Genomic DNA, 16,455 nt, shown 5'->3' on the forward strand with positions numbered 1-16,455 from the left:
CCCACAGGTACAGCGCAGTTCTCAAGGGCGGTGCTGTACCTGTGGGAGCTGGCTTGCCGGCGATTGGGCCGGGCAAAGCAATACAAGGAGTGAGTAATGGTGCTGCGCAAAGCAGGCAGGGTGCTGGCATGCATGGCGGTGCTGGTTTCGCCGCTGACCTTGGCGGCAGGCAAGTGCGAACGCCTGGTGGCGACCGGTAGCCCTGATGCGCCGCCCTATTCGTGGCAGGATCCGAACGACCCGAAACACCTGATCGGCGCCAATGTCGACCTGCTTCGCCAGGTGGCTGGCGAGCTGGGTGTGAAGGTGGAGGTGCTGAGCGCCGGCCGTCGTGACCAGGCGCTGGAAGAAGTACGTAGCGGGCGGATGGACCTGCTGCTCGATACCCCCATGCAGGTGGAGCAACTGACCGCTCTGGACTACATCCACCCACCCCTGCAGCTCAATGAATACCTGGTGTGGACGCGCCACGACGCGACACTGGCCTTCGAGGGCCCGGCTGACCTGGCCCAGTACCAGGGCAGTTTGTCCGAGCGCGCGCGGCTGACCCCGGCCTTTACCGCCTTCGCCAAGGCACAGCTGAAACTGGTGCCGGCACAGAACCTGACCCAGGCGTTCCAGAAGCTGGTGCTCGGCCAGGTGGATTATGTGCTCGCTGGCCGCTATTCGGGCATGGCCATGGCGCAGAGCCTGGGCATGAGCAATGACCTGATCGCCCGAGGCCTGCCGGTGGATCGGCCGGGCCTGTACCTGGCCGTGTCGCACAATTCGGCCTGCAATGACAGCTGGTTGCGTGGGCAATTGGCGAAAAAACTGACAGAATTGCCGATCTCCGGTGCGTCCGAGGCCGTGCTGCAACGTAATGTCGAGCGCTGGAAAGCGCAGCTGCAGATGCCGACGGACGCCCCCAAACACTAGGAAGATTGCGTGAGAACCCAACCACTAATCCTTGCCCTGGCCGTGCTCGGCCTGGCTGGCTGCGCCAGCGATCCGGCACCTAACGAGCAGATGCGCATTTCCGAACAGGCACTGGAGCAGGCCAGGGCCGTCGGTGCCACCGAGCAGGTCGATGCGCTCAAGCTGGCTGAAGACAAGCTGGCCCGGGCCAAGACCAACATGCTCACCGAAGACTACCGCGATGCTCGTATGCGTGCCGAGCAGGCCGAGCTGGATGCGCGCCTGGCCGAGGCCCAGGTGCTGAACCAGAAGAGCGAAGAGCAATTGCAGCTGCTGCAGTCGCGGGTCAAGCGCCTGCGCAAGCAGCTGGAGGTGCAGCCATGATCCGTCGCATGCCGTTGGCCGCGCTGGCAGTGCTGGCGCTGGCGGCAGGTCTGCAAGGTTGCGCCAGCCAGCGCAGCAGCGCAGCGCTGGATGAAGCCACCGCAGCCTTCCAGAAGGTCAAGGATGATTCCAATGTGTTGCGCAGCGCACCGCGTGACGTGATTCGCGCAGGTGAGTCGCTGGCCCGCGCCGAGCGCCTGTCCAGCTACATCGGCACGGGTGCCGACGTTCGCCATTACGCATACCTGAGCCAGCGTTACAGCGAAATTGCCAGCGAGCATGCCAAGCTGGCGCTGAATCAGGAGCGCCAGGCCAAGCTCGACCTGGAGCGCCAGCGCCTGCAGCTGGCATTGCGCGAGGCCAAGCTGGCCAGTGTTCAGCAGCAGGGCAAGTGGGTCGAGTCGCAGATCGCCGCGCTGGCCTCGGAGCAGGCCGACCGTGGTCTGGTGATGACCTTGGGTGACGTGCTGTTCGACACCGGTCGCGCCGACCTGAAGAACTCGGCGAGCCGTACCGTGCTCAAGCTGGTGCAGTTCCTCCAGCTCAACCCGCGCCGGGTGGTGCGGATCGAAGGCTATACCGACAGCACAGGCCCGGCCGAGGACAACCTGAAGCTGTCTCGTGATCGCGCGCAGGCCGTAGCCGACATGCTGGTAGACCTGGGCATCGACGAGAAGCGCCTGCAGGTCGAGGGTTATGGCGACCAGTACCCGATCGAGGCCAACGCCTCGGAGCGGGGCAGGGCGCAGAACCGCCGCGTCGAAATCGTGTTCTCCGATGACAAGGGCAAGCTGGCGCCAGCACGCTGAATCATGTGAAAGGGGCTGCTTCGCAGCCCATCGCGGCAAGCCAGCCCCCACCTTGACGCATTGACCTCAAGCCCTGTGCATCACCTGTGGGAGCTGGCTTGCCTGCGATGGGCCGCAAAGCGGCCCCGCTTTTCGTCGGGCTACCCGGGCTTGATCGTTTCTATGGCTGTCACGCAACTGTATTGTTGACTATCCTGCGATCTGTCCCAGTACACTTTGCAACTGTTACGGTATCCTCTACCGTCAGTGAGCCACACAAGAACAACGAGCCCGTCCGCGCGTCGAGAGCCAGCCATGACCAACCTGCTGTTGTACCAGCGTATCGCCCAGCAACTGGCCGATGACATCCGTCGTGGTGTCTACCAGCCAGGCGAGCGGGTGCCCTCCGTGCGCAAGATGAGTGCCCAGCTCAATGTCAGCCACGCCACGGTGCTGCAGGCCTATGCCAATCTCGAGGACCAGGGGCTGATCCGTGCGCGGCCACAGTCCGGCTACTATGTGCACCAGACCCCGGCCCTGACCGCGCAGACCCCGGACATCGCCCGGGTGGAGCGCCCCGGGCTGGTCACCCGCGCCAGTATCATCCAGCAGGTACTGACCGAGGCTCGCCGTGATGGCGTGTTCCCGTTCGGCGCTGCTGTGCCGCATGTCGACTACCTGCCGGTCCGTGCATTGCACCAGCAGATTGCGAAGGTCACGCGCTTCCACAGCCCGCGTGCCTTCAGCTACATGTTCAGCCCCGGTTTCGAGCCGCTGCGCCGGCAGATCGCCATCCGCATGCGTGATGCCGGTGTTCTGGTCGACCCGCGTGAAGTGATCGTGACCCATGGCTGTGTCGACGCGCTGCAGATGTCGCTGCGCGTGCTGACTCGCCCCGGCGACCTGATCGCCGCCGAATCGCCCACCTATTATGGGTTGCTGCAACTGGCCGACCTGCTGGGCCTGAAGGTGATCGAGATTCCCAGCGACCCGTCCACCGGCATCAGCCTCGAGGCGCTGCAATTGGCGGCCAACCAGTGGTCGATCAAGGCCCTGGTCCTGACCGCTCGCCTCAGCAACCCGCTGGGTGGCACTGTCCCGGAAGAGCGGCAGAAGCAGTTGCTGCGCCTGGCGTCGGATTTCGATATCCAGATCGTCGAGGATGACATCTATGGCGAGCTGATGTTCGAGCAGGGCAAGACCAAGGCGCTAAAGGCATTCGACCGGCTGGACCGGGTGATCTATTGTTCGAGCTTTTCCAAAACCCTGTCCCCCGGCGTGCGCGTTGGCTGGATGATCGCCGGGCGCTATCAGGACGAAATCCAGCGCCTGCAAACCTTCACCACTCACTCGGCCTGCAGCGTGACGCAAATGGGTGTGGCAGCCTACCTGGAGAATGGCGGCTACGACCGGCACCTGCGTTACATCCGCCAGGAGTACCGCAAGAACCTCAGTGCCTACCAGCTGGCGGTGCAGCAGCACTTCCCCGAGGGTACCCAGATGACCCGGCCGACGGGCGGTTTCATCCTGTGGGTGAGCCTGCCGGGGCGGGTCAATACCCAGGAGCTGCATGTCCGCGCGCTGGAGCAGGGCATAAGTATTGCGCCGGGGCTGATCTTCAGTAACACCGAGCAGTTCAACCACTGCATACGCCTCAATTGCGGTATACCCTGGAACAAGGAAGCGGAGCGCGCGGTGATCACTCTCGGGTTGCTGGCCCAGCAATTGTGTCGAGAGCCAGCGGCGCTTCTGTAGGCTTGCCACGCGCCCGTGGAACAGGGAGCATAGGTACTTTTCCTGCCAGTCTGTCCATTTGCCATGAATGCTTTGCGCCGTTTTGCCTTGATCTTGTGCCTTGTATCGCTCTGCAGCCTGGCCGGTGTCGCCCAGGCTGCGCAACCGGCAGGCCAGGCGCAGGCGGCCAAACCGGTGCAGAAAGCCAAGCCGGTGCAGAAGGCTGCAGCCAGGCCTGCGCACAAACAGGCGGCAAAAAAAGCCGTTAAGAGAAACGCCAGGCCCGCACGCAAGCCGGTGAGCAAGGAGGTTGCCCGGCCGCTACCCAAGGCAAGGCTCGACCTCAGCCTGCCGGCCGATATGGTCGATAACCTTGAGCCGAATGTGGGCAGCCCCTCGCCGATACAGCGACGCAAACCTTTGCTGCCACCCATGTTCACTGAAAAGCCGGAGGCTAGCGACAGCCCGTTCCAGCTCAATGGCCGGTTGATCAGCAACGAAATGCAGCTGCAGCTGCGTAACGACAGCCGTCGCGACGTGGAAGGGGCGGCCATCGATTTCGAGTACCGCCAGTAGCAGGTGAACTGACTGCCGGGTCACGGCAGATTTCATCATGCCAGCAATTTCAAACGCCTGTTTGAGCGGTTACTATCCAGGGACGTTCGTCCCGTTTTGTTCCAGGGAGTCCTGATTTTGGTGAATAGCCATGAATTGCCGTGAGGGTTGTGGTGCCTGCTGCATCGCCCCGTCCATCACCTCTGCGATGCCGCGCATGCCCAATGGCAAGCCGGCTGGCGAGCGTTGCCTGCACCTGACTGTCGACAACCTCTGCGACCTGTTCGGTAAACCCGAGCGGCCGGCAGTGTGTGGCGGTTTCAAGGCGGATGTCGAGGTGTGCGGCAATGACCGTGACGAGGCCATCAGGATTCTTGGTTGGTGGGAGCAGATGACGGCGGCGTGACAGGCTGGATCTTCGACAACAAGGATAAACATGATGAGATCGTTCAAGCGTATTGCTCTGCTGTGTGGCATGGGTGTTCTGCTGTCGCCTGCGGCCTGGGCCGAAAACTGGCAGGTGGCCAAGGACGAGGAGGGGATCAAGGTTTCCCTCAGTGAAGTGGCCGGTTCCAAGTACAAGGCCTATCAAGGCGTCACCGTGATCAAGGCGCCGCTGGCCAAGGTGCAGGCGTTGCAGGAGGACGTGGTCGGGGCTTGTGCATGGATTCACGAATGCAAGTCGCAGAAGCTGCTCAAGCATGAGGGTGACCAGAGCTGGACCTACACCCAGTTCAACACGCCATGGCCGGTGACGCCGCGGGACTCGGTATTGCATGTGACCACGGTCAAGGGGGCTGATGGCAGCCTGGTGCGCAACCTGAAGGAAGAGCCGACCTACGTCCCGGAAGAGAAGGGCTTTGTGCGGGTGGCGAAGGTCGAAGGCTTCTGGAAGCTGGTGCCCAAGGGTGACAGCACGGAAGTGACCTATCAGGTGCACACCGAGCCGGGTGGTAGCGTGCCGGCGATGGTGGCCAACAAGTTCGTGGTGGATGCACCGTTCAATACCCTGAAAGGGTTGCGGGAGCGGGCTGAGAAAAACTGAGGCATTGTGTCGGCTTTGTGAGGTGGCGGCCCTGGTGGGGGCTGCTTCTTGTGGGAGCGGCCTTGCGTCGCGAAAGGGCTGCGGAGCAGCCCCGGCAATATTGCGGTAAGCCTAAGATCCCCGGGGCCGCTCCGCGCCCCTTTCGCGACACAAGGCCGCTCCCACAAAACCGCATTGCGTCGAGCAGAAATAAAAAAGGCTGCCCGAGGGCAGCCTTTTTGCGTTCGGCTATGGAAGCTTACTTGCGGTCCTGCAGCGCAACGATGTCGCGCTTCTGCTCGCCGGTGTACAGCTGGCGTGGGCGGCCGATCTTGTACGGGCTGGAGAGCATTTCTTTCCAGTGCGAGATCCAGCCCACGGTACGTGCCAGGGCGAAGATCACGGTGAACATGCTGGTTGGAATGCCGATCGCCTTGAGGATGATCCCCGAGTAGAAGTCGACGTTCGGGTACAGCGAGCGCTCGATGAAGTACGGATCGGTCAGGGCGATCTCTTCCAGGCGCATGGCCAGTTCCAGCTGTGGGTCGTTCTTGATGCCCAGCTCGCGCAGTACTTCGTCGCAGGTCTGCTTCATCACGGTGGCGCGCGGGTCGCGGTTCTTGTACACGCGGTGACCGAAGCCCATGAGCTTGAACGGGTCGTTCTTGTCCTTGGCCTTGGCGATGAACTTGTCGATGTTTGAAACGTCGCCGATTTCATCGAGCATGGTCAGTACTGCTTCGTTCGCACCGCCGTGGGCCGGGCCCCACAGTGCGGCGATACCGGCGGCGATACAGGCGAACGGGTTGGCACCCGACGAGCCGGCCAGGCGAACGGTGGAAGTGGAGGCGTTCTGCTCGTGGTCGGCGTGGAGGATGAAGATCCGGTCCATCGCCTTGGCCAGCACCGGGCTGATCGGTTTGATCTCGCACGGGGTGTTGAACATCATGTGCAGGAAGTTTTCCGCGTACGACAGGTCGTTGCGCGGGTACATCATCGGCTGGCCCATGGAGTACTTGTAAACCATCGCGGCCAGGGTCGGCATCTTGGCGACCAGGCGCACCGCGGAAATTTCGCGGTGTTGCGGGTTATTGATGTCCAGGGAGTCGTGATAGAACGCCGACAGGGCGCCGACCACGCCGCACATCACCGCCATCGGGTGGGCATCGCGGCGGAAGCCGTTGAAGAAGGACTTCAGCTGCTCGTGAACCATGGTGTGGTTCTTCACGGTGCTGACGAACTGGGCCTTCTGCTCGGCGTTCGGCAGTTCGCCGTTGAGCAGCAGGTAGCATGTTTCGAGGTAGTCGGACTGTTCGGCGAGCTGCTCGATCGGGTAGCCGCGGTGCAGCAGGATACCTTTGTCGCCGTCAATGTAGGTGATCTTCGACTCGCACGAGGCAGTCGCCATGAAACCAGGGTCGAAGGTGAAGTGACCAGTGGCCCCCAACCCGCGGACGTCGATTACATCAGGACCAACGGTGCCGGTTAAAATGGGCAGCTCGACGGGGGCAGCGCCCTCGATGACCAACTGCGCTTTTTTGTCAGCCATGTGGCCTCCTATTAATGCTTGAAATCATCAGACAGACCCCCCACGCAGGGCCCGCACCACTATAGAGGGATAAATTCAGATGTCAATTTGCCTAAAGGCTTGTTGAAACAGGCATTGAGGCCTGATTTTTCGCGAAATTCTCGCCCATTTACGCCTTTTGTGCGTTAAAGGCAATGCGCTATTTGGGCTACCCCGTCACGTTGTCATAAGCAGCCTAACTGTCTATACTCGCAACCCGACCGCCAGGGGCTTGCAAGCCCGAACTGCTGGGGGTCGCCGTTCCCTGGGTGGTGGGTACCTGACCAGTACACTTACCAACAACTTTGCCCTGATTCGCTAGGGGCTCTTCAGTGTGAAAAAAGCCGTGAAAAGCCAACGACCTGTAAACCTAGACCTAAGGACCATCAAGCTCCCCGTCACTGCGTACACGTCCATCCTGCATCGTATCTCCGGCGTCATCCTGTTCCTCGGCCTTGCCATCATGCTTTATGCACTGGGCAAGTCGCTGGGTTCCGAGGAAGGCTTTGGTGAGGTGAAGGCGTGTCTGACCAGCCCGCTGGCCAAATTCGTGACCTGGGGCCTGCTATCCGCCCTGCTTTATCACCTCGTGGCAGGTGTACGTCACCTGATCATGGACATGGGCATCGGTGAGACGCTGGAAGGCGGCAAGCTGGGCTCGAAAATCGTGATCGTCATCTCCGTGGTGCTGATCGTTCTGGTGGGAGTTTGGGTATGGTAACCAATGTCACGAACCTGTCGCGTTCGGGCCTCTATGACTGGATGGCGCAGCGCGTTTCTGCGGTCGTTCTCGCGGCTTACTTCCTCTTCCTGATCGGCTACGTGGTCGCCCACCCAGGCATCGACTACACCCAGTGGCATGGTCTGTTCTCCAACAACGCGATGCGGATCTTCAGTCTGCTGGCCCTCGTTGCCCTGGGCGCTCACGCCTGGGTCGGCATGTGGACCATTGCGACCGACTACCTGACGCCAATGTCGTTCGGCAAGTCGGCAACTGCGATTCGTTTCCTGTTCCAGGCGGTATGCGGCGTTGCGATGTTCGCTTACTTCGTCTGGGGTGTGCAGATTCTCTGGGGTATCTGATCCATGGCTAGCATTCCAACCATTTCCTTCGACGCCATCATCATCGGTGGCGGCGGTGCCGGCATGCGCGCAGCGCTGCAGCTGGCTCAAGGCGGCCACAAGACTGCCGTGGTCACCAAGGTCTTCCCGACCCGCTCGCACACTGTATCCGCCCAGGGCGGCATCACCTGCGCCATCGCTTCGGCCGACCCGAACGACGACTGGCGCTGGCACATGTACGATACCGTCAAGGGCTCCGACTACATCGGTGACCAGGACGCTATCGAATACATGTGTCAGGAAGGCCCGGCTGCGGTCTTCGAACTGGACCACATGGGCCTGCCGTTCTCGCGTACCGAAACCGGTCGTATCTACCAGCGTCCGTTCGGTGGCCAGTCCAAGGACTTCGGCAAGGGTGGCCAGGCTGCCCGTACCTGCGCCGCTTCCGACCGTACCGGTCACGCGCTGCTGCACACCCTGTATCAGGGCAACCTGAAAGCCGGCACCACCTTCCTCAACGAGTACTACGCAGTTGACCTGGTGAAGAACCAGGACGGCGCATTCGTTGGCGTGATCGCGATCTGCATCGAAACCGGCGAAACCCTGTACATCAAGTCCAAGGCCACCGTGCTGGCCACTGGCGGTGCCGGCCGTATCTACGCCTCCACCACCAACGCCCTGATCAACACCGGTGACGGCGTGGGCATGGCCCTGCGTGCCGGCGTGCCGGTGCAGGACATCGAAATGTGGCAGTTCCACCCGACCGGCATCGCCGGCGCCGGTGTACTGGTCACCGAAGGTTGCCGCGGTGAGGGTGGCTACCTGATCAACGCCCACGGCGAGCGCTTCATGGAGCGTTACGCGCCGAACGCGAAAGACCTGGCCGGCCGCGACGTGGTCGCCCGTTCCATGGTCAAGGAAATCATCGCCGGCAACGGCGTGGGCCCGAACAAGGACCACGTACTGCTGAAGCTGGACCACCTGGGCGAGGAAGTGCTGCACAGCCGCCTGCCAGGTATCTGTGAACTGTCCAAGACCTTCGCCCACGTCGACCCTGTGGTCGCACCGGTACCGGTCATCCCGACCTGCCACTACATGATGGGCGGCGTTGCCACCAACATTCATGGCCAGGCCATCACCATGGACGCCGAAGGCAACGACCAGATCATCCCTGGCCTGTTCGCCGTAGGTGAAGTGGCATGCGTATCGGTACACGGTGCCAACCGCCTGGGCGGCAACTCGCTGCTGGACCTGGTGGTGTTCGGCCGTGCTGCCGGTCTGCACCTGGAGAAGGCGCTGACCGAAGGCGTGGAATACCGCGACGCCAGCGACACCGACGTCGATGTTGCCCTGAACCGCCTGAACAAGCTGAACGAGCGCACCACTGGTGAAGACGTTGCCAGCCTGAAGCGCGAGCTGCAGAGCTGCATGCAGAACTACTTCGGTGTATTCCGCACTGGCGAATACATGCAGAAGGGTATCGAGCAACTGGCCGGTCTGCGTGACCGTATCGCCAACGTCAAGATCAACGACAAGTCCCAGGCCTTCAACACCGCGCGTATCGAGGCGCTGGAGCTGCAGAACCTGCTGGAAGTCGCCGAAGCTACCGCCATCGCGGCAGAGGCCCGTAAAGAGTCCCGCGGCGCTCACGCCCGTGAAGACTACGAAGACCGTGACGACGAAAACTGGCTGTGCCACACCCTGTACTACCCGGGTGAGAAGCGCGTCGCCAAGCGTGGCGTCAACTTTGCGCCGAAGACTGTTCCAGCCTTCGAACCAAAAGTCCGGACTTACTAAGGGTGGCCGCTATGTTGCAAGTCGAAGTTTATCGTTACAACCCGGACACCGATTCGGCGCCGAAAATGCAGACCTTCCAGGTCGATACCGGCGGCAAGGATCTGATGGTGCTGGACGTGCTGGCACTGATCAAGGAGCAGGACGAAGGTTTCTCCTATCGTCGCTCGTGCCGTGAAGGCGTTTGCGGTTCCGATGGCATGAACATCAACGGCAAGAACGGCCTGGCCTGTATCACCCCGCTGTCGGCGGTGGTGAAGGGCAACAAGCTGATTCTGCGCCCGCTGCCGGGCCTGCCGGTCATTCGTGACCTGGTCGTCGACATGAGCATCTTCTACAAGCAGTACGAGAAGGTGAAGCCGTTCCTGCAGAACGACACTCCGGCACCGGCCATCGAGCGCCTGCAGTCGCCGGAAGATCGCGACAAGCTGGACGGCCTGTACGAGTGCATCCTGTGCGCTTGCTGCTCGACTTCCTGCCCGTCGTTCTGGTGGAACCCGGACAAGTTCCTGGGCCCGGCCGCACTGCTGCAGGCCTATCGCTTCCTGGCCGACAGCCGTGACACCAAGACCCAGGAGCGCCTGGCGTCCCTGGATGACCCGTTCAGCGTATTCCGCTGCCGCGGGATCATGAACTGCGTCAACGTTTGCCCGAAAGGTCTGAACCCGACCAAGGCAATCGGTCACGTACGTAACATGCTGCTGCAAAGCGGCACCTGATACAAAGTGTTGTACCTGCAGTAAGCCGAGGTGCGGGTGGTGAGCCCGCACTGAGGTAAAACCCGAACAAGGGCCCACAAAGCCCGCGTTCATTACCTATGAAGATATGAGACCAGCAGGGGCTTTCCGGGCTGGTACCCGGAAAATCAGCAGGATCCAAGTGGCGTGGTTCAGTCGCTGTATTCGGACTTTTCCAGGTTTGCTGTGGCTCTCGCCGATCAGTCCCCTAACCGAGGGTGACCAAGCATGCAAGAAAGCGTGATGCAGCGCATGTGGGAAAGCGCCCACCTTTCAGGTGGTAACGCTGCATATGTGGAAGAGCTTTATGAGCTCTACCTGCACGACCCTAACGCTGTGCCAGAAGAGTGGCGCACCTACTTCCAGAAGTTGCCCGCCGACGGCAGCACCGCTACCGATGTATCGCACTCGACAATCCGCGACCATTTCGTACTGCTGGCAAAGAACCAGCGCCGCGCCCAACCGGTATCCGCCGGGAGCGTGAGCAGTGAACACGAGAAGAAGCAGGTTGAAGTTCTGCGACTGATCCAGGCCTATCGTATGCGCGGCCATCAGGCTGCCAAGCTCGACCCGTTGGGGTTGTGGCAGCGTCCTGCGCCTGTAGACCTGTCGATCAATCACTACGGCTTGACCAATGCCGATCTTGATACGACCTTCCGTGCCGGCGACCTGTTCATCGGCAAAGAGGAGGCGAGCCTACGCGAGATCTTCGAGGCGCTCCAGAAGACATATTGTCGCACCATCGGCGCCGAGTTCACCCACATCGTCGATTCCGAGCAGCGCAGCTGGTTCCAGCAACGCCTGGAAAGCGTGCGCGGCCGTCCGGAGTTTTCCGCTGACGTGCAGGCCCACCTGCTTGAGCGCGTGACCGCTGGTGAAGGCCTTGAGAAGTACCTGGGCACCAAGTACCCAGGCACCAAGCGTTTCGGTCTCGAGGGCGGCGAGAGCCTGATCCCGATGCTGGACGAGATGATCCAGCGTTCCGGTTCCTACGGCACCAAGGAAGTCGTGATCGGCATGGCCCACCGTGGCCGCCTGAACGTTCTGGTCAACACCTTCGGCAAGAACCCGCGCGAGCTGTTCGACGAGTTCGAAGGCAAGAAGATGAACGAGCTGGGCTCCGGTGACGTGAAGTATCACCAGGGCTTCTCCTCGAACGTGATGACCCCGGGTGGCGAAGTGCACCTGGCCATGGCGTTCAACCCGTCCCACCTGGAAATCGTCTCGCCAGTGGTCGAGGGTTCGGTGCGCGCCCGTCAGGACCGCCGCAACGACACCGTTGGCGACAAGGTACTGCCGATCTCGATCCACGGCGACGCAGCATTCGCCGGCCAGGGCGTGGTCATGGAAACCTTCCAGATGTCGCAGACCCGCGGTTTCAAGACCGGCGGTACCGTGCACATCGTGATCAACAACCAGGTTGGTTTCACCATCAGCAACCCGCTGGACGCGCGCTCCACCGAGTACGCCACCGACGTTGCCAAGATGATCCAGGCGCCGATCCTGCACGTGAACGGCGACGACCCGGAAGCCGTGCTGTTCGTGACCCAGCTGGCCATCGACTACCGCATGCAGTTCAAGCGTGACGTGGTCATCGACCTGGTCTGCTACCGCCGTCGCGGCCACAACGAGGCCGACGAGCCGAACGGCACTCAGCCTTTGATGTACCAGCAGATCAGCAAGCAGCGCACCACGCGTGAACTGTACGCCGAGGCATTGATCCAGGCCGGTCGCATCGATGCCGAGCGCGCCCAGGCCAAGATCGACGAGTACCGCAACGCGCTGGACAATGGCCTGCACGTGGTGAAGAGCCTGGTCAAGGAGCCGAACCGCGAGCTGTTCGTCGACTGGCGTCCGTATCTGGGCCATGCCTGGACCGCGCGTCACGACACCCGCTTCGACCTCAAGACCCTGCAGGAACTGTCGGCCAAGCTGCTGGAACTGCCGGAAGGCTTCGTCGTTCAGCGCCAGGTCGCCAAGATCTACGAAGACCGCCAGAAGATGCAGGCCGGTGGCTTGCCGATCAACTGGGGTTACGCAGAGACCATGGCTTACGCCACTCTGCAGTTCGAAGGTCACCCGATCCGCATGACCGGCCAGGACATCGGCCGTGGCACCTTCTCGCACCGTCACGCGGTGCTGCACAACCAGAAGGACGCCAGCACCTACGTACCACTGAAGAACCTGTTCCCGGGCCAGCCTAGGTTCGAGCTGTACGACTCCTTCCTGTCGGAAGAAGCGGTACTGGCATTCGAATACGGCTACTCGACCACCACGCCAAACGCGCTGGTGATCTGGGAAGCCCAGTTCGGTGACTTCGCCAACGGTGCGCAAGTGGTGATCGACCAGTTCATCACCAGCGGCGAGCACAAGTGGGGCCGCCTGTGCGGTCTGACCATGCTGCTGCCACACGGTTATGAAGGGCAGGGCCCGGAGCACTCCTCCGCGCGCCTGGAGCGTTACCTGCAGCTGTGCGCCGAGCACAACATCCAGGTTTGCGTACCGACCACCCCGGCCCAGATCTACCACCTGCTGCGTCGCCAGGTCATCCGTCCGCTGCGCAAGCCTCTGATCGTGCTGACGCCGAAGTCGCTGCTGCGCCACAAGCTGGCCATCTCCACCCTGGAAGACCTGGCAGAAGGTTCGTTCCAGACCGTGATCCCGGAAATCGACAGCCTCGATCCGGCCAAGGTCGAACGCCTGGTCCTGTGCGGCGGCAAGGTTTACTACGACCTGCTGGAAAAACGCCGTGCCGAAGGCCGCGAAGACATCGCCATCGTGCGTATCGAGCAGCTGTATCCGTTCCCTGAGGACGACCTGGTGGAAATCCTGGCGCCGTACACCAACCTCAAGCATGCGGTCTGGTGTCAGGAAGAGCCGATGAACCAGGGCGCCTGGTACAGCAGTCAGCACCACATGCGCCGTATCCTGGGCCGCCACAACAAGGCACTGGTCCTGGAATACGCCGGTCGCGACGCGTCTGCCGCGCCTGCTTGTGGTTACGCCTCGATGCACGCCGAACAGCAGGAAAAACTGCTGCAAGACGCGTTCACTGTCTAACGCCTTCGCGCACCTGAAACCGAATTTAAGGAAACACAGATAATGGCTATCGAGATCAAAGCCCCAACCTTCCCGGAATCGGTTGCCGATGGCACCGTTGCCACCTGGCACAAGCAGCCGGGCGATGCCGTCAAGCGTGACGAGCTGATCGTCGACATCGAGACCGACAAGGTCGTCCTGGAAGTGCTGGCCACCGCCGACGGCGTGCTGGGCGCCATCGTCAAGGGCGAGGGCGACACCGTCCTGTCCGACGAAGTGCTGGGTTCGATCGTTGAAGGCGGTGCTGCCGCCGCTGCGCCAGCTGCCGCTCCGGCCGCTGCTGCCCCGGCTGCCGCTGCTGCGGACGCTGGCGAAGAAGACCCGGTTGCCGCCCCGGCCGCGCGCAAGCTGGCTGAAGAGAACGGCATCGACCTGGCTACCGTTGCCGGCACCGGCAAAGGTGGTCGCATCACCAAGGAAGACGTCGTCGCTGCCGTCGCCAACAAGAAGTCGGCGCCAGCTGCAGCTGCCAAGCCTGCTGCCGCTGCCGCTACCGCCCCGGTTGTCGTTGCCGCTGGCGACCGCACCGAGAAGCGTGTGCCGATGACCCGCCTGCGCGCCAAGATCGCCGAGCGTCTGGTCGAAGCCCAGTCGAGCATGGCCATGCTGACCACCTTCAACGAAGTCGACATGACCGAGGTCATGGCCCTGCGTTCGAAGTACAAGGACCTGTTCGAGAAGACCCACAACGGCGTACGCCTGGGCTTCATGTCGTTCTTCGTCAAGGCCGCCACCGAAGCCCTGAAGCGCTTCCCGGCTGTCAACGCCTCGATCGACGGCAACGACATCGTCTACCACGGCTACGCCGACGTCGGCGTTGCCGTGTCCAGCGACCGTGGCCTGGTGGTGCCGGTACTGCGTAACGCCGAGTCGATGAGCCTGGCGGAAATCGAGAACGGCATCGCCACCTTCGGCAAAAAAGCCCGTGACGGCAAGCTGGCCATCGAAGAGATGACCGGCGGCACTTTCACCATCACCAACGGTGGTACCTTCGGTTCGATGATGTCGACCCCGATCGTCAACCCGCCGCAGGCCGCCATTCTCGGCATGCACAACATCATCCAGCGCCCGATGGCCATCAATGGCCAGGTAGTGATTCGCCCGATGATGTACCTGGCGCTGTCGTACGATCACCGCCTGATCGACGGCAAGGAAGCGGTAACCTTCCTGGTCACCATCAAGAACCTGCTGGAAGATCCGTCTCGCCTGCTGCTGGACATCTAACCCTCTGGCTGCGTACCGTGCCGGCCCTGGCTTCGCAGGAAGCCATGCCGCGCGGTTCGCGGCTTGTAGCTTGTAGCTGATAAGGAATCTTTTATGACCCAGAAATTCGACGTAGTGGTGATTGGTGCAGGTCCTGGCGGCTATGTGGCTGCCATCAAGGCCGCACAACTTGGTCTGAAGACTGCCTGTATCGAGAAGTACACCGACGCCGAGGGCAAACTGGCTCTGGGCGGCACCTGCCTGAACGTAGGTTGCATCCCTTCCAAGGCGCTGCTGGACAGCTCCTGGAAGTACAAGGAAGCCAAAGAGAGCTTCAACGTCCACGGTATCTCCACTGGCGAAGTGAAGATGGACGTCGCCGCGATGGTTGGCCGCAAGGCTGGCATCGTCAAGAACCTGACCGGTGGCGTTGCCACCTTGTTCAAGGCCAATGGCGTCACTTCGATCCAGGGCCATGGCAAGCTGCTGGCCGGCAAGAAAGTCGAAGTCACCAAGGCTGACGGCACCACCGAAGTCATCGAAGCCGAGAACGTGATCCTGGCTTCCGGCTCGCGCCCGATCGACATTCCGCCGGCTCCGGTCGACCAGAACGTCATCGTCGACTCCACCGGCGCCCTGGAATTCCAGGCCGTGCCGAAGCGCCTGGGCGTTATCGGTGCTGGCGTGATCGGCCTGGAGCTGGGTTCGGTATGGGCTCGCCTGGGTGCTGAAGTCACCGTCCTGGAAGCCCTGGACACCTTCCTGATGGCTGCCGACACCGCCGTGTCGAAAGAAGCCCAGAAGACCCTGACCAAGCAAGGCCTGGACATCAAGCTGGGCGCGCGCGTTACCGGCTCGAAAGTCAATGGCAACGAAGTCGAAGTGACCTACACCGACGCCAACGGCGAGCAGAAGATCACCTTCGACAAGCTGATCGTCGCGGTCGGCCGTCGCCCGGTGACCACCGACCTGCTGGCTGCCGATAGCGGCGTGACCATCGACGAGCGTGGCTACATCTTCGTCGACGACTACTGCGCTACCAGCGTGCCAGGCGTGTACGCCATCGGTGACGTGGTACGCGGCATGATGCTGGCCCACAAGGCCTCGGAAGAGGGCATCATGGTGGTCGAGCGCATCAAGGGCCACAAGGCCCAGATGAACTACGACCTGATCCCTTCGGTCATCTACACCCACCCGGAAATCGCGTGGGTCGGCAAGACCGAACAGGCCTTGAAGGCCGAAGGCGTTGAGGTTAACGTGGGCACCTTCCCGTTCGCGGCCAGCGGCCGTGCGATGGCCGCCAACGACACCGGTGGTTTCGTCAAGGTCATCGCCGATGCCAAGACCGACCGCGTCCTGGGTGTACACGTGATTGGCCCATCGGCTGCCGAACTGGTGCAGCAGGGCGCAATCGCTATGGAATTCGGCACCAGTGCCGAGGATCTGGGCATGATGGTCTTCAGCCATCCGACCCTGTCCGAAGCGTTGCATGAAGCAGCGCTGGCAGTGAATGGCGGCGCCATTCACGTGGCCAACCGTAAGAAGCGTTAATTATAAGAAACCACGGCGGGCTGCCCGTCGTGAGTCTTGCGTGCATGACTCACCGCGGAA

15 protein-coding genes are annotated in these 16,455 nt (G+C 61.8%); 14 read left to right on the top strand and 1 reads right to left on the bottom strand.

Annotated features, from left to right (window positions below; translation table 11 throughout):
• Window positions 1-96 precede the first annotated feature (96 nt).
• The 7 genes from IRZ77_RS23820 to IRZ77_RS23850 all read left to right on the top strand — a co-directional run bounded on the left by IRZ77_RS23820 (window position 97) and on the right by IRZ77_RS23850 (window position 5,403).
• A complete protein-coding gene (locus IRZ77_RS23820) occupies window positions 97-918 on the top strand; it encodes a substrate-binding periplasmic protein (RefSeq protein WP_196174525.1) in 822 nt (273 codons plus the stop codon).
• Between the two features lie 9 nt (window positions 919-927).
• Window positions 928-1,281 carry a DUF4398 domain-containing protein gene (locus IRZ77_RS23825; RefSeq protein WP_135002833.1) on the top strand — a complete coding sequence of 118 codons (354 nt, stop codon included), beginning with the start codon at window positions 928-930 and terminating at the stop codon, window positions 1,279-1,281.
• On the top strand, window positions 1,278-2,090 hold the full coding sequence (locus IRZ77_RS23830) for an OmpA family protein (RefSeq protein ID WP_046615094.1): 813 nt from the start codon (window positions 1,278-1,280) through the stop codon (window positions 2,088-2,090). The genes IRZ77_RS23825 and IRZ77_RS23830 overlap by 4 nt, the downstream gene beginning before the upstream one ends.
• A gap of 294 nt (window positions 2,091-2,384) precedes the next feature.
• The gene (locus IRZ77_RS23835; protein ID WP_046615095.1) at window positions 2,385-3,824 is read left to right on the top strand and encodes an aminotransferase-like domain-containing protein; all 1,440 of its coding nucleotides are present in this window, start codon (window positions 2,385-2,387) and stop codon (window positions 3,822-3,824) included.
• Window positions 3,825-3,887: 63 nt separating this feature from the next.
• Window positions 3,888-4,379: a hypothetical protein gene (locus IRZ77_RS23840; protein WP_046615096.1), complete on the top strand. Its 492-nt coding sequence runs from the start codon at window positions 3,888-3,890 to the stop codon at window positions 4,377-4,379.
• A gap of 130 nt (window positions 4,380-4,509) precedes the next feature.
• Window positions 4,510-4,764, top strand: a complete 255-nt coding sequence (locus IRZ77_RS23845) for a YkgJ family cysteine cluster protein (protein ID WP_046615097.1) — start codon at window positions 4,510-4,512, stop codon at window positions 4,762-4,764.
• 33 nt (window positions 4,765-4,797) lie between these two features.
• Window positions 4,798-5,403, top strand: a complete 606-nt coding sequence (locus IRZ77_RS23850) for an START domain-containing protein (RefSeq protein ID WP_075045846.1) — start codon at window positions 4,798-4,800, stop codon at window positions 5,401-5,403.
• Window positions 5,404-5,641: 238 nt separating this feature from the next.
• Here the strand turns inward: IRZ77_RS23850 and gltA are convergent, their stop codons facing one another.
• A complete protein-coding gene (gene gltA, locus IRZ77_RS23855; protein ID WP_016711651.1) occupies window positions 5,642-6,931 on the bottom strand; it encodes a citrate synthase in 1,290 nt (429 codons plus the stop codon).
• A 352-nt stretch (window positions 6,932-7,283) separates the two neighbouring features.
• Here gltA and sdhC point away from each other — a divergent pair, with 352 nt between their 5' ends.
• The 7 genes from sdhC to lpdA all read left to right on the top strand — a co-directional run bounded on the left by sdhC (window position 7,284) and on the right by lpdA (window position 16,395).
• Window positions 7,284-7,670, top strand: a complete 387-nt coding sequence (sdhC, locus tag IRZ77_RS23860) for a succinate dehydrogenase, cytochrome b556 subunit (RefSeq protein WP_012315350.1) — start codon at window positions 7,284-7,286, stop codon at window positions 7,668-7,670.
• A complete protein-coding gene (gene sdhD / locus IRZ77_RS23865; protein ID WP_003254214.1) occupies window positions 7,664-8,032 on the top strand; it encodes a succinate dehydrogenase, hydrophobic membrane anchor protein in 369 nt (122 codons plus the stop codon). Before sdhC ends, sdhD begins: the two co-directional genes overlap by 7 nt.
• Before the next feature lie 3 nt (window positions 8,033-8,035).
• Entirely contained in the window at window positions 8,036-9,808 is a 1,773-nt protein-coding gene (sdhA, locus tag IRZ77_RS23870) for a succinate dehydrogenase flavoprotein subunit (RefSeq protein WP_046615099.1), read from the top strand.
• Between the two features lie 11 nt (window positions 9,809-9,819).
• Window positions 9,820-10,524 carry a succinate dehydrogenase iron-sulfur subunit gene (locus tag IRZ77_RS23875; protein ID WP_011534752.1) on the top strand — a complete coding sequence of 235 codons (705 nt, stop codon included), beginning with the start codon at window positions 9,820-9,822 and terminating at the stop codon, window positions 10,522-10,524.
• Window positions 10,525-10,770: 246 nt separating this feature from the next.
• Window positions 10,771-13,602, top strand: coding sequence for a 2-oxoglutarate dehydrogenase E1 component (locus IRZ77_RS23880; protein WP_046615100.1), 2,832 nt, complete (start codon window positions 10,771-10,773; stop codon window positions 13,600-13,602).
• A gap of 42 nt (window positions 13,603-13,644) precedes the next feature.
• On the top strand, window positions 13,645-14,865 hold the full coding sequence (gene odhB, locus IRZ77_RS23885) for a 2-oxoglutarate dehydrogenase complex dihydrolipoyllysine-residue succinyltransferase (protein ID WP_085601275.1): 1,221 nt from the start codon (window positions 13,645-13,647) through the stop codon (window positions 14,863-14,865).
• Between the two features lie 93 nt (window positions 14,866-14,958).
• The gene (gene lpdA / locus IRZ77_RS23890; RefSeq protein ID WP_013973439.1) at window positions 14,959-16,395 is read left to right on the top strand and encodes a dihydrolipoyl dehydrogenase; all 1,437 of its coding nucleotides are present in this window, start codon (window positions 14,959-14,961) and stop codon (window positions 16,393-16,395) included.
• Window positions 16,396-16,455: the final 60 nt, after the last annotated feature.

This window comes from Pseudomonas pudica, from assembly GCF_015680405.1.
Taxonomy (GTDB): Bacteria; Pseudomonadota; Gammaproteobacteria; order Pseudomonadales; family Pseudomonadaceae; genus Aquipseudomonas; species Aquipseudomonas pudica.

What these genes read in the sequence shown, in the direction of transcription:
- IRZ77_RS23820 (WP_196174525.1), top strand. Translation starts at nt 97, where the DNA reads ATGGTGCTGCGCAAAGCAGGCAGGGTGCTGGCATGCATGGCGGTGCTG.
- IRZ77_RS23830 (WP_046615094.1), top strand. Translation starts at nt 1,278, where the DNA reads ATGATCCGTCGCATGCCGTTGGCCGCGCTGGCAGTGCTGGCGCTGGCG.
- IRZ77_RS23835 (WP_046615095.1), top strand. Translation starts at nt 2,385, where the DNA reads ATGACCAACCTGCTGTTGTACCAGCGTATCGCCCAGCAACTGGCCGAT.
- IRZ77_RS23840 (WP_046615096.1), top strand. Translation starts at nt 3,888, where the DNA reads ATGAATGCTTTGCGCCGTTTTGCCTTGATCTTGTGCCTTGTATCGCTC.
- IRZ77_RS23845 (WP_046615097.1), top strand. Translation starts at nt 4,510, where the DNA reads ATGAATTGCCGTGAGGGTTGTGGTGCCTGCTGCATCGCCCCGTCCATC.
- IRZ77_RS23850 (WP_075045846.1), top strand. Translation starts at nt 4,798, where the DNA reads ATGAGATCGTTCAAGCGTATTGCTCTGCTGTGTGGCATGGGTGTTCTG.
- gltA (WP_016711651.1), bottom strand. Translation starts at nt 6,931, where the DNA reads ATGGCTGACAAAAAAGCGCAGTTGGTCATCGAGGGCGCTGCCCCCGTC.
- sdhD (WP_003254214.1), top strand. Translation starts at nt 7,664, where the DNA reads ATGGTAACCAATGTCACGAACCTGTCGCGTTCGGGCCTCTATGACTGG.
- sdhA (WP_046615099.1), top strand. Translation starts at nt 8,036, where the DNA reads ATGGCTAGCATTCCAACCATTTCCTTCGACGCCATCATCATCGGTGGC.
- IRZ77_RS23875 (WP_011534752.1), top strand. Translation starts at nt 9,820, where the DNA reads ATGTTGCAAGTCGAAGTTTATCGTTACAACCCGGACACCGATTCGGCG.
- IRZ77_RS23880 (WP_046615100.1), top strand. Translation starts at nt 10,771, where the DNA reads ATGCAAGAAAGCGTGATGCAGCGCATGTGGGAAAGCGCCCACCTTTCA.
- odhB (WP_085601275.1), top strand. Translation starts at nt 13,645, where the DNA reads ATGGCTATCGAGATCAAAGCCCCAACCTTCCCGGAATCGGTTGCCGAT.
- lpdA (WP_013973439.1), top strand. Translation starts at nt 14,959, where the DNA reads ATGACCCAGAAATTCGACGTAGTGGTGATTGGTGCAGGTCCTGGCGGC.